This window comes from Kribbella albertanoniae, from assembly GCF_004348455.1.
Classification (GTDB): Bacteria; Actinomycetota; Actinomycetes; order Propionibacteriales; family Kribbellaceae; genus Kribbella; species Kribbella albertanoniae.
Window position 1 is genome coordinate 1 of sequence record NZ_SMKA01000292.1, and the last position, 11,202, is coordinate 11,202.

The 11,202-nt window shown below is 67.1% G+C and carries 13 protein-coding genes; 6 read left to right on the plus strand and 7 right to left on the minus strand.

Annotation, left to right across the window (positions count from 1 at the left end; all coding sequences use genetic code 11):
- Positions 1-158: 158 nt before the first annotated feature.
- The 3 genes from E1261_RS38050 to E1261_RS38060 form a co-directional block, all read right to left on the minus strand.
- Complete coding sequence (locus E1261_RS38050) at positions 159-794, minus strand: hypothetical protein (RefSeq protein WP_132414601.1); 636 nt, start codon at positions 792-794, stop codon at positions 159-161.
- A gap of 260 nt (positions 795-1,054) precedes the next feature.
- On the minus strand, positions 1,055-1,441 hold the full coding sequence (locus E1261_RS38055) for a PIN domain nuclease (RefSeq protein WP_202875390.1): 387 nt from the start codon (positions 1,439-1,441) through the stop codon (positions 1,055-1,057).
- The gene (locus E1261_RS38060; protein WP_132414602.1) at positions 1,438-1,764 is read right to left on the minus strand and encodes a hypothetical protein; all 327 of its coding nucleotides are present in this window, start codon (positions 1,762-1,764) and stop codon (positions 1,438-1,440) included. The genes E1261_RS38055 and E1261_RS38060 overlap by 4 nt, the downstream gene beginning before the upstream one ends.
- Positions 1,765-1,878: 114 nt before the next feature.
- Here E1261_RS38060 and hisF point away from each other — a divergent pair, with 114 nt between their 5' ends.
- From hisF to E1261_RS38080, 4 genes are all read left to right on the plus strand, one after another.
- Positions 1,879-2,640 carry an imidazole glycerol phosphate synthase subunit HisF gene (gene hisF, locus E1261_RS38065; RefSeq protein ID WP_132414603.1) on the plus strand — a complete coding sequence of 254 codons (762 nt, stop codon included), beginning with the start codon at positions 1,879-1,881 and terminating at the stop codon, positions 2,638-2,640.
- Positions 2,637-3,104 (plus strand): MarR family winged helix-turn-helix transcriptional regulator, encoded by a 468-nt coding sequence (locus E1261_RS38070; protein WP_132414604.1) that lies wholly within the window; start codon positions 2,637-2,639, stop codon positions 3,102-3,104. Before hisF ends, E1261_RS38070 begins: the two co-directional genes overlap by 4 nt.
- A gap of 78 nt (positions 3,105-3,182) precedes the next feature.
- Positions 3,183-3,692, plus strand: coding sequence for a MarR family winged helix-turn-helix transcriptional regulator (locus E1261_RS38075; RefSeq protein WP_132414605.1), 510 nt, complete (start codon positions 3,183-3,185; stop codon positions 3,690-3,692).
- Complete coding sequence (locus E1261_RS38080; protein ID WP_132414606.1) at positions 3,692-5,263, plus strand: MFS transporter; 1,572 nt, start codon at positions 3,692-3,694, stop codon at positions 5,261-5,263. Before E1261_RS38075 ends, E1261_RS38080 begins: the two co-directional genes overlap by 1 nt.
- A 124-nt stretch (positions 5,264-5,387) precedes the next feature.
- Here E1261_RS38080 and E1261_RS38085 read toward each other — a convergent pair whose 3' ends face one another.
- Positions 5,388-6,650, minus strand: a complete 1,263-nt coding sequence (locus tag E1261_RS38085; RefSeq protein WP_238176686.1) for an MFS transporter — start codon at positions 6,648-6,650, stop codon at positions 5,388-5,390.
- A gap of 17 nt (positions 6,651-6,667) precedes the next feature.
- Complete coding sequence (locus E1261_RS38090; protein WP_132414608.1) at positions 6,668-7,255, minus strand: ArsR/SmtB family transcription factor; 588 nt, start codon at positions 7,253-7,255, stop codon at positions 6,668-6,670.
- 107 nt (positions 7,256-7,362) lie between these two features.
- On the opposite strand from E1261_RS38090, the gene E1261_RS38095 reads away from it, so the two are divergent.
- Positions 7,363-7,869 carry an RNA polymerase sigma factor gene (locus E1261_RS38095; RefSeq protein ID WP_132414609.1) on the plus strand — a complete coding sequence of 169 codons (507 nt, stop codon included), beginning with the start codon at positions 7,363-7,365 and terminating at the stop codon, positions 7,867-7,869.
- Entirely contained in the window at positions 7,862-8,476 is a 615-nt protein-coding gene (locus tag E1261_RS38100) for a hypothetical protein (RefSeq protein WP_132414610.1), read from the plus strand. Before E1261_RS38095 ends, E1261_RS38100 begins: the two co-directional genes overlap by 8 nt.
- Positions 8,477-8,520: 44 nt before the next feature.
- Here the strand turns inward: E1261_RS38100 and E1261_RS38105 are convergent, their stop codons facing one another.
- Both E1261_RS38105 and dacB read right to left on the minus strand, forming a co-directional pair.
- Complete coding sequence (locus tag E1261_RS38105) at positions 8,521-9,471, minus strand: GNAT family N-acetyltransferase (RefSeq protein WP_132414611.1); 951 nt, start codon at positions 9,469-9,471, stop codon at positions 8,521-8,523.
- A gap of 40 nt (positions 9,472-9,511) precedes the next feature.
- Positions 9,512-11,089, minus strand: a complete 1,578-nt coding sequence (dacB, locus tag E1261_RS38110; RefSeq protein WP_238176687.1) for a D-alanyl-D-alanine carboxypeptidase/D-alanyl-D-alanine endopeptidase — start codon at positions 11,087-11,089, stop codon at positions 9,512-9,514.
- Positions 11,090-11,202 lie beyond the last annotated feature (113 nt).

Here is an 11,202-nt window from a genome sequence, read left to right on the forward strand (position 1 = left end):
CCCACCCAAACCGGCCCCGCCACCTCAGCCCACTGGCGCCGAGTCTGGGAATCCACCCGCCCCGTCAAAGCAGCCGACACCCGCCGCAAAGCCTGGAAGTAAGGCGCAAAGAAGCGTGGCCCGCGGACAATCTCCGCGGGCCTACGCCAACCTCTAAATCATCCGATACGGGTGTAGATGATGTAGTCGAATTTCCAACTAATCGTGGCGGTGCCGGTTTGTCCCCCGATGTTGACTCGGAAAACCCATTTGCCGGTGAATCGGTAGTCGACTTCGGCCTCCTGCTTGCTGCACGACCAGTGGAAAAGGTAGTCGACTGAGACCCCTGGTTTGTTGTAGCTACAGTTCGGCGGGGTTCGAGTGGCATTGGCGACGGATACGGGACTGATTGCCACCTTGATCAATGCCTGGCTCACCTTGAACCCAAAGGCGGTGGGAAGGCCTGCGACGAAGTTGGTCTGGGCATCGAACGTAGAGTTGGTATCCGACTTGTGATAGGTGGGCGCCTTGGAGGTGAACACCTTGCTGCCGAAGTCGTCCTGCGGTGCGTGTCCGCCCTGGTCCGCCGCCTCGCACCCATCCGTCGTTCTGCTCGGTTCCGGAGTCAAGTCTCCGCGGCTCGAGTCGAAACCTTTCGCCTCGGTCTGGCCGTCCATTACGACAGAGACTTCCGCAACGTACGCACAGGTGGTGGGGTCGGTCTCCTGCGTCTGCGCGTTTGCTGGAGATGCGGTCAAGCCGAGCATGGTCGCAAGGACCAGGCCACTCGCGATAAGCCTTCGAATATCCGTCATTCGTATCCTCACGTCGAAGTCAGGTAGCGTTTTGAACGTTACCCTCCGTGCTGATATCGTGACAATGAAATGCAGTTGCAGGTTGATGCAGCGGCCGACCTGGCGGTAAGGGTTGACACGGGTCGATTGCCTCGCGAGGGGTGATCGAGAAGGCCAGGAAGTAGACCTCGGTCCTCCGCCGTTGCATCTCCAGAGGGGGCTGATGGTTGCCGTCAGCCCCCTCTGGCCGTTCTCGACCTAAGGTCTAGGACCAAAGCGCGTCAAAGAACTACCAGGGGGATGGCGATGCCCGCGGCGTCGGCGAGCTTGCTGATGTCGCTGGGATCCGAGGTCAGGACTGCTCCACCGTGACTGAGTGCGGCCACCACGACGGCTGCGTCCACCACGTCCGCCGTACCTGACAGTGCGAGAAGGCGGCCGACGGCCTCGGCCGTGTCGTCGGTGAAGGGGATCGTCTTACAGATCCGGCGTAGCGTGGCGATGGGCGCCTGTCGTGGGCCGGCGCGCCACACCTGCGCCAGCACGACTGTCGGAATCCGCGCTTGAATTCCACTGTCGAGGGCGTCGCGACACAGGCCGTACACCCGCCCCCGTGGTTGGTTCTCCACGTGGATCAGCGCGCCGGCGTCCAGAATCAAGGCGGTCATCCGAGCCGCTTTTCTTCGGCCAGTCCGAGCAGACGAGCCAATGCCGCCGTGCGGCTGGCCGCGTACTCCGGCGCCTCGGCAGCGCCGATGATGACACCGACCTCCGCCAGTTGCGCGCGGCCGGCCTGCAGTTCCTGCGGATCGGGCTCGCCGTAGATCGCCTCGTACTCTTCGGCGGCCAGATGGGCTTCGGCCAGATTCGCCGCGGTCTCGGCGGCCTCGGCCAGCCAGGCGGACAAGGGGAGACCGGCTCGTTCGGCCGCACGCCGGGCGCGGGTGGCCACAGTGTCCGGAAGGGAGATACTCAGCTTCTCAACAGCCATGATCCGACGGTACTACCCGGGTAGCACCGTTGTCGATCCGGCATCCCTCCGAGGATGCCTCACAGGGCGGGACTGTTCAGCCAGAACTGAACGGGGGCCGGATATCCTTTGCGGGTGACTCTTGCTGTGCGGGTGATTCCTTGTCTGGACGTCGATGCCGGGCGGGTGGTCAAGGGTGTCAACTTCACCGGGCTGCGCGATGCCGGGGATCCGGTCGAGATGGCTCAGGTGTACGACGCCGAAGGGGCCGACGAGCTGACCTTCCTCGACATCACCGCGTCCTCGGGGTCGCGGGAGACGACGTACGACGTGGTCGGGCGGACGGCTGAGCAGGTCTTCATCCCGTTGACCGTGGGCGGGGGAGTGCGGGAGGCGGCGGACGTGGACCGGCTGCTGCGGGCCGGGGCGGACAAGGTCGGGATCAACACCGGCGCGATCGCGCGGCCTGAGGTGATCAAGGAGATCGCGCACCGGTTCGGCAACCAGGTGCTGGTGCTGTCCCTCGATGTACGGCGTTCGCCCGATCAGCCGAGTGGTTTCGAGGTCACCACGCACGGCGGCCGGCGGTCGGCCGGACTGGACGCGATCGAGTGGGCCCGGCGCGGGTGCGAGCTGGGTGCGGGCGAGATCCTGCTGAACTCGATGGATGCCGACGGCACCAAAAAGGGGTTCGACCTGGAGCTCATCCGGGCGGTGCGTGCAGTGGTCGACGTGCCGCTGATCGCCAGTGGGGGAGCGGGTGCGCCCGAGCACTTCCCGCCCGCGGTCGAGGCCGGGGCGGACGCCGTACTGGCTGCGAGTGTCTTCCACTTCGGTGACTTCCGGATCGCCGACGTGAAGAAGGCGCTGCGCGATGCCGGGATCGTGGTCCGATGACGTCACCTGAGGTCGAGCAGGCCAGCGAGCCGCTGGTGGCGGACATCGAGCAGCAGTTGTCTGCGCTGTTCCGGCGGGCGCGGTCGGCCTCGATGATGATGGCCCGCCGAGTGCACCCCGATATGGATGCGGCCGGGTATGCGCTGATCTCGCAGGTCGAGTTCATGGGCGGCGCCGGGGTCGGGGTCCGGGCTTCCGATGTCGCGCAGTCCCTGGGGCTGGACAAGTCCACAGTCAGCCGCGGGATCACTCAGTTGGAGAGCCTTGGTCTTCTCGAGCGTGTCGGCGACCCGGACGACGGCCGGGCCCGGCTGCTCAAACTCACCGAGCTCGGCGCCGAACGCTTCGGTGCTCTGCGCGCCCAGCGCCAACTGCAGTTCCGCGCCCTCTTGACCCGCTGGAACCCCGAGGACCTCGCCGACCTCGGTCGCCTTCTCGGTCGCCTCAACGGCGACCTGAGCTGACCTCACGCTGGGTAGCCGAAGCCCAGCGTTCTGCACATATGGTTGCAGAAACCAACTAATCGTGTATATAGTTGAGTTATGCAACTAGCTCAGCATCCCCTCGTCCCGGGGGTAGAGCGGGACGCGTCGGCCCAGGAACTGCTCGAAGGGGTCAGTTCGCTGATCCGGGCCGTGCGCTGTATCGAGCACAAGCACCTGATGCCGGGCAACGGCGGTCTGCGCCGGTCCGACGCCAGTGTGCTGAAGGTCCTGATGCGTGACGGTGAGCAGCGCGGCGGGGAGATCGCCGCCAAGCTCGGCGTCGACGCCTCGGTCGTGAGCCGGCAGTTGACCACCCTCGAGGCCGACGGACTGGTGAGTCGTCGGCCTGACCCGGCAGATGCCCGGGTCGGACTGGTCCGCGTGTCGGATGCCGGCAAGGCCCGGCTGGAGGACCTGTATGCCGCCTACACCAAGCAACTGCGCTCCGCCTTGGTGGACTTCGACGACGACGCGCTGAGCGAGGCTGCCAACGTGTTGCAGCGACTCGCCCGGGCCGTGACCGAGGCTGCCGACTCCGTGAGGCGTTCGAACCCAACGGGAGACTGATGACTGTCCTCGAGACCCGGCGTCCACTGCCCAGTACGCCGGAACTCACCCACCGCGAGATCCTCGAGATCCTGATCGGCCTGCTGTCCGCGCTGTTCACGGCGATGCTCAGCTCGACGATCGTCAGCAACGCACTGCCGACGATCATCGCCGACCTCCAGGGGTCCCAGACGCAGTACACGTGGGTGCTGACCGCCAGCCTGCTGGCCACCACCGTGTCCACCCCGATCTGGGGCAAGCTCGCCGACCTGATGAGCAAGAAACTCCTTGTACAGCTGGCGATCTCGCTCTTCGTGGTCGGCTCCGCGCTGGCCGGTATGGCGCACAACGTGCCCTTCCTGATCGGCGCCCGGGTGCTGCAAGGACTCGCGATGGGCGGCCTGATGGCGCTGGCCCAGGCGATCATCGGTGCGGCGATCCCGCCCCGGAACCGCGGCCGGTACTCCGGCTACATGGGTGCCGTGATGGCCGTCGCGACCGTGTCCGGTCCACTCATCGGTGGCGTCATCGTCGACACCTCCTGGCTCGGCTGGCGCTGGTGTTTCTACGTCTGCGTACCGCTGGCCGTGGTCAGCCTGGTGATCCTGCAGAAGTACCTGCACCTCCCGCTGCTGAAGCGCAAGGTCAAGGTCGACTACCTCGGCGCGATCCTGATCAGCATCGCGGCCAGCCTGCCGCTGCTGTGGGTCACCTTCGCCGGACACGACTTCCCCTGGATGTCCTGGCAGTCCGCGCTCTTCGTCGGCGGCACAGTCGTCTTCGGAGCACTCGCCATCCTGGTCGAGAGCCGGGTCTCCGAGCCGCTCGTCCCGCTGAAGGTCGTCCGCGAGCGGACCACCGCGCTGGCGATCGTGGCCAGCCTCGCGGTCGGTGTCGCGATGTTCGGCAGCGCCTTGTTCCTCGGGCAGTACTTCCAGATCGCCCGCGGCTACAGTCCAACCGAGGCCGGTCTGCTCACCATCCCGATGATGCTCGGTTCGTTCCTCGGCTCGGTCGGGTCCGGCCAGATGATCACGCGGTTCGGCAGGTGGAAGCGGTACCTGATCGGCGGCGGCATCCTGCTGGTGATCGGCCTGGTCATCCTCGGCACCATCGACCACGAGACGCCGTACTGGTACGTCGGCCTCGGCATGCTCGCGATGGGCATCGGCATGGGCATGATGATGCAGAACCTGGTGCTCGCCGTACAGAACACTGTCGACGTCTCGCAGATCGGCGCGTCCAGTGCGACCGTCTCGTTCTTCCGCAGCCTCGGTGGTGCAGTCGGTGTCGCGGCCCTCGGCGCTGTACTGGCGGCCCGCGTCAAGGATCTGATCCTCGCCGGCCTACCGGCGAGTGCCCGTGGACAGGCCTCCGGCAGCGGTCAGAGCCTGCTCGACGTCAACCACCTCCCGCCGCAACTGGCCGAGCTGGTGCGGCACGCGTACGGCGACGCCACCGGCCGCATCTTCCTGATCGCCGCCGCCTGTGCGGCCGTCAGCCTCATCGCAGTCCTGTTCATCAAGGAAGTCCCACTGCGCACCACGGTCACCAAGGTCGACGACGCCGAAGACCTCCCAGTCCACGACTAGGGAGTGTGCCTCCCGACCCGGGGTACGAACCGCAGATTCACGGAGTCGTACTGCCAAGGACAGGCAGCCACACTCCGCAAACCCACCAGCAAACGCACTCGGCCGGGGGGAGGGGAGCGCTCGGTCAGCTTTGCTCGGTGTGCTGTGGCGGGCGGAGACTTTCGAGGTCTCGGGTTTTCAGGATCGGGGAGCGGATCAGCCACAGTACGGCGAACAGGCCGCCGGTGGCGGAGACGAGGATGGTTTCCCGAACGCCGATCCAGGTGCCGAGGAAACCGCCGACGACCGCACCGAGCGGCCTGACTCCGTAGTTGATGCTGCTGAACGCGCCGTACACGCGGCTGCGCAGGTTGTCGTCGACGACGGCGGCCTGGATCGCGTTCAGCGGGACGTCGAAGCACATCACCGCGAACGCCATGACGAACTCGGCGGCCGCCAGTGTGGCGGCGCGGGCCCACAGCGGGCCGTCGGCGAGGACGGCGATCGCGATCCCACCCGGGAAGACGATCGTGCCCGCGGCGACGACCGGGCCTGCGCCGAAGATCCGGCTGAGGGGAGTGGCGGCGATCGCGCCGAGCAGGCCGCCGGCCGCGCCGATGCCGAAGGCCAGGCCGATCGTGCCGGCCGGCAGGCTGAGCTCGCGGCTGGCGTAGAGGACGATCAGGGCCGACGACATCATCGTGAAGAAGTTGACGGTGGTCGCACAGCCCAGGCTGCCCTTCAGGTACGGGTGCGTGAGGACGTAACGCATGCCCGAACGCACCCTGGTCAGGAACGGTTCGGGTACGTCGTCGTCGGCCGGGCCCGGATCGGCCTTCACCCGGCTGAGCTGGAAGGCCGAGAAGGCGAACGACGCCGCGTCCACGATCATCGCGATCGGCGCGGTCAGCCACTGCATCAGGGCGCCACCGATGGCCGGCCCACCCATGAAGGACAGTGAGCGGGTCGCGGAGAACTTGCTGTTGGCCTCGAGGTACTGCTCGCGGGCGACGAGCCGGACGAAGAACGTCGCGTACCCGGCGCTGAAGACGACATCGGCGAGTCCGGCGAGGATCGCGATCGTGTAGAGCTGCCCGAGGCCGAGCAGATCCAGCCAGTACGCCACCGGTAGCGAGAGCAGCAGGACGGTCCGGGCCAGATCGGCGGCGATCATCAACCGTCGCTTGTCCTGCCGCTGGTCGACCCATGAGCCGATGAAGAGGCCGAGCAGGTTCGGTAACCAGACCGCTGCGGTCAGCAGACCGACCTGGCTCGGTGAGGCATTCAGCATCGTGACCGCGATCAGCGGCAGGGCGAGCTCGGTGATGCGGTCGCCGAACTCGGAGACGGTCTGCGCGGACCACGCGGTGCGGAACCTGCGGTCGCGCCAAAGACTGGGTGTCGGCATGTGTCCCCCCGGACTGGTCATTCTGTTGCTTCGGGCAAGGAAAAGCGCAGGAACCGGACGAGCTGGGCGCCGTCCGGAGCATCGTCGTCGCCTGTACGTCGTACGTAGGGCGCGAGGACTTGCTCCATCGCCTGCTGAATTGCCGCGGCCTCGTCGGCGGTGACGAGCACGCCCGTGTTCGAGACGCCACCGACGCGGGCCCACTCGGTGTCGAGGGTGGGTTCGATGTCGCGCTGCCAGTGCTGGGCGGTGGCGACGGCCTGAGTCAGCATCTGGCCGCTCAGCAGGCGTGCCGCCTCGGCGCCCTCGGGTGTGTCGGGCATGTCCAGGCGGAAGCCGCGAGCTGCGGCACGCCACCAGCGTTGGCGTTTGTCGGTGCCGGTCGGTGGAGGGCCGTCGACGACCAGACCGAAGTTGGCCAGGTGGCGCAGGTGCCAGCTCGTCACCGAAGGGGAGGCTCCGACGTGCTCGGACAGCTGGGTCGCCGTCGCCGGGCCGTGGCGCTGCAGCCAGCTGAGCGCGGCCAGCCGGACGGGATGAGCCAGCGCCCGCATCGCCTGTGGGTCGGTGATCTCGAAATCGCCGTACGGATTTCTGAGAGACATGTTTCGAGAGTAATCTCTCAGATCTCCTCTCGACAAGTTCAGGATTTCGTGGAACCTGGTGGGGGTGTGGTGCGTGTTACCACCAGGAGCGCGCGGAGGGGGATTCGGTGGATCGGGATCAGGTGCCGGACGTGGCCGTGCTGTACCGGCGGAGCTGGCCGCGGCTGATCGGCGTACTGGTGTCTATCGGTGGGTCGCGCGCTGATGCCGAAGAGGTGGCGCAGGACGCTTACGTGAAGCTGCTGAGCCGGTGGGAGTCGATCAGCAAGTACGAGGACCCGGAGGCGTGGGTTCGGTCGGTGGCGGTGCGGACGTTGATCAGCCGGCTCCGGCGGCAGCAGACGGCGGCCAAGGCGCTCACCCGGCTGACTGGTCGCCGGGCCGAGGTGGTGGCGCCACCGGATGGAGAGTCGCTGGACGTGGCGGCCGCGCTGGCTGTGCTGCCACCTGCCCAGCGGGCGGTCGTCGTACTGCATCACGTGATGGATCTTCCGCTGGATCAGATCGCCGAGGAGTTGCAAGTGCCGGTGGGCACGGTGAAGTCCCGGCTGGCCAGGGCGCGGCAGGCGCTGCAACCGCTGTTGGAGGTCAAGGAGGTGCCTGAGAATGCATGAGTTGCTGAATCGCTACGTCGATGAGCAGACGCCCGAGGAGGCGCCGCCGTTCGAGTACGTCGAGCGCGCCGCCCGCGGGCGCAAGACGCGGAGCCGGGTGACGGTGGCGATGGTGACCGCACTCTTCGTCGCTGGTGGAGCGACGTTCGCCGTGGTCGACCGACCCCGCGCCGATCAGGAGCCGGCCGGGCCGGAGACGGTGGTCACCGTTCGCGTGACGGAAGGGCTGTCGGACGACGGTCCGCCGCCGTCCGAGTTCAAGTACGGCCGGACGCGGATGCTGCTGGCCGGTGAGGCCCGGATCATCTCGGTGCAGGTTGATCCCGCGGAGCCGACGGTTCTGCTCGTCGAGGTGCCGCAGGACATGACCTCGTCGTTCTACTGCCTGCCGAACATGGTCGTCCGGATCCTCGAGCAGGACGACAAGTCGGTCCGCGTCGCCGCGTACCTGTACCGGCTGGCGTCGGATCAGCCCGAGAATCAGCGCTGCAGCCCGCTGGCCACTACGAGCGCCGGTAACCAGCTCGTCCACCTCGACCTGCGCCGACCGGTCGGCATCCGGACCGTGTACGCCGGTGCGGTCGGGCAGCGCACCCTCCAGTACTGACGGCTAGCCGGGGCGGACCGCGACTGCCCCGGCCGGCCGTCCCTTCAGACGTCGACCTTGCAGCGCACCGAGTCGATGACGAGGAACTCCCGCATGCCGACCGACAGGTACAGGCCCAGCGCGGGCGTCGGGTTGTTGGTGTCGACGTGCAGGAGGGTGCCGGAGCGCCCGGCCGCGGCGTCCAGGGCGAACTGGTCGCGGAGCAAGTACTTGGCCAGCCCCTTGCCGCGGGCCTCGTCGAGGACGCCCAGACGGCCGATGTAGTTGCAGTTCTCGTCCTCGACGAAGCCGTCCGTGCACTCGCGCATTGCGACGGCCTTACCGTCGATCTCGAGCAGCGTCATCCCGGACCAGTCGAAGGTCGACTGGGCCTCGTGCGACGCGCGCCACTCCTCGAACGAGCGCACCTCGAAGCCGTACTGCCCTGCGAACGACTCGCTCACCACGCGGTGGGCTGCTCGCTGCGACTGCTCGTCCGGAGTACCACGCCGTACGACGACTCCGGCGGGCACCTCAGGCACGGGCACCGGCGCCTGGTGGTCGATGCGCATCCGGTAGAACGTCGTACCGCGGACGTAGCCGTGGGCCTCGAGGCGCTCGCGGCGAGCCGTGTCGAGGCGGTAGACGCCGGTGTCCAGCTGCACGGAGCTCCGTCCGTGGGCGGCGCCCAGTTCGCGGCCGCGGCGGGTGATCTCACCCAGCAGGTAGGCCTCGACGACCGGGTCGCTGGTCACGGCGTCGATGTCGAGGACGTGGAACTCGCCCTTGCCGAAGACGGAGCCGTAGCCGACCAGACTGTCGCCGTCGAAGACCAGCCAGCCGTCGGTCTCCGGCTCGAACCCGGGCTCGGTGAGCTCGTCGACGGCGTCGTCGAGGGTGTAGTCGGGGAAACCGATCACAGCTTGGGTGTAGTCGCGGACCAGCTCGTAGACGGCTTTCGCGTCGTCCTTGGTCGGTGGTCGCACGGTGAAGGTGTCTGGCAGTACGGCGCTCATGTCCACAGCGTGGAGAACGAGCGCCGTACTGTCGACTGGTTTAACAGGCGGCCTTGACCCACTCCGACTCACAGACCGGCTGGGTGCTGCGGCGGTTCTCCGGTACGGCGGCCGCGGCCGGGGGAGTCTGGTCACTCCAGGAGGCGAGCAGCACACCCACGGCGTCTTCCACCGGGCGCGGCGTGGTCAGGTAGTTGTTGCTGATCATCGAGAAGACCAGCTTGCGGCCGTCCTTGGTGGTCACGTAGCCGGACAGCGCGGTCGCACCGGTCAGTGTGCCGGTCTTGGCGTGCAGGTTGTTGGCGGCCGGAGTATTGCGCATTCGGGAAGCCAATGTGCCCCCGATGAACCGGTCCGGGTTGCCCGCGATGGGCAGTGCGGAGTACCACTGCTGGAACCACGGCTCCTGCTGTACGGCGAGCAGCAGCGTGGTGATCGCGTTCGAGGTGAGGTTGACCTTGCGGGCCAGGCCGGAGCCGTCGTTGATCCGGATGGTGCTGGTGTCGACGCCCTTGGACTTGGCGTAGTCGGTGACAACGGCCAGACCGGCCGGCCAGGTGCCCTGTCCCTTGACGGCCGCGCCCATCGCCTTCACCAGGTGCTCGGCGTGCATGTTGTTCGAGAGCTTCATGAACGGCGTCATCAGTTCGCCCACGGTCATCGACTCGTCCTTGGCCAGCACAGCGGCACCAGTCGGAGTGGTGGCGCCCTTGGTGCGGCCGAGCACCTTGATGCCCTCGGCGGCGAGTGCCCGGCGGAACACGTCGGCGGCGTACAGCTGCGGCTCCCAGACCGTCACCCACTTGGTGGACTTGGCAGCGCCGAGCGGGAACGAGCCGCTGACGCGGACGGTGTTGGTGCCGTGCTCACGCACGACGACCAGGGTGTTGGCCGAGCCGGTCGCGCCAGTGGTGGCGGTGTTGACGATCTTCAGTACGCCGTTGGCCGGGACCATGGTCAGCTTCACCGGGTCACCGGCTGCGGCCCCGGGCAGGGTCTCGACGATCGCCGTACCGGAGTCGTAGTCGGTGTTCGGAGCCAGAGTCAGTGCGGAGATCTGGGCGGAGTAGTACGACGATTCGTCGTCGCCGGCCCAGCCGTCGCCGAGCCGGACGCGGTCGAAGTAGGAGTCGTCGGCGACCAGGTTGCCGACGACGCGTTGCACACCGGCTGCCTTGAGCTGCTGGGCCAGTGCGACGTAGTCCGCCTGCAGTGTGGTCGGGTCGCCGTACCCCTTGAGGTACAGGTCGCCGAGGATCTTGCCGTCCTTGACCGGACTGGTCGCCAGCACGTCGGTGTGGAACTTGTACGCCGGCCCAAGCACACCCAGTGCAGCGGCCGACGTGAACAGCTTGGTGTTCGACGCCGGCATCAGGCGGTTGCCGCCGTTGCGGTTGTAGAGGGTGTCGCCGGTAGCGGCGTCCCGGACCACCAGGTCGACCTGGGAGCCGGTGAAAGCGCTGTTGGTGAGCAGTTGGTCCAGCTGGGTCTGCAGCGGCGTCTCGTCAGCCGAGGCGGTCGACCCGACCGACTGCGAAACCACCGCACCCGCGACTACTGCGAGTACGGCGGCAGCTGCGATCAGCTTGCGCCTTGAAACCCACGATGAATACCTCACGCAACGCTCCCTTGCCAGGCAGAATCCGACTAGGTGAGTCTCCAGCAACGCAGGGTCTCGCGCCACTAGGTGAATCGATGTAAAAATCAGACTTCCGCCCCCACCCCTTCCCC

Bases quoted from the DNA above. Each gene is read 5' to 3' on its own strand.
- E1261_RS38050 (WP_132414601.1), bottom strand. From the start codon at position 794: ATGACGGATATTCGAAGGCTTATCGCGAGTGGCCTGGTCCTTGCGACC.
- E1261_RS38055 (WP_202875390.1), bottom strand. From the start codon at position 1,441: ATGACCGCCTTGATTCTGGACGCCGGCGCGCTGATCCACGTGGAGAAC.
- E1261_RS38060 (WP_132414602.1), bottom strand. From the start codon at position 1,764: ATGGCTGTTGAGAAGCTGAGTATCTCCCTTCCGGACACTGTGGCCACC.
- E1261_RS38070 (WP_132414604.1), top strand. From the start codon at position 2,637: ATGACGTCACCTGAGGTCGAGCAGGCCAGCGAGCCGCTGGTGGCGGAC.
- E1261_RS38075 (WP_132414605.1), top strand. From the start codon at position 3,183: ATGCAACTAGCTCAGCATCCCCTCGTCCCGGGGGTAGAGCGGGACGCG.
- E1261_RS38080 (WP_132414606.1), top strand. From the start codon at position 3,692: ATGACTGTCCTCGAGACCCGGCGTCCACTGCCCAGTACGCCGGAACTC.
- E1261_RS38085 (WP_238176686.1), bottom strand. From the start codon at position 6,650: ATGCCGACACCCAGTCTTTGGCGCGACCGCAGGTTCCGCACCGCGTGG.
- E1261_RS38090 (WP_132414608.1), bottom strand. From the start codon at position 7,255: ATGTCTCTCAGAAATCCGTACGGCGATTTCGAGATCACCGACCCACAG.
- E1261_RS38100 (WP_132414610.1), top strand. From the start codon at position 7,862: ATGCATGAGTTGCTGAATCGCTACGTCGATGAGCAGACGCCCGAGGAG.
- E1261_RS38105 (WP_132414611.1), bottom strand. From the start codon at position 9,471: ATGAGCGCCGTACTGCCAGACACCTTCACCGTGCGACCACCGACCAAG.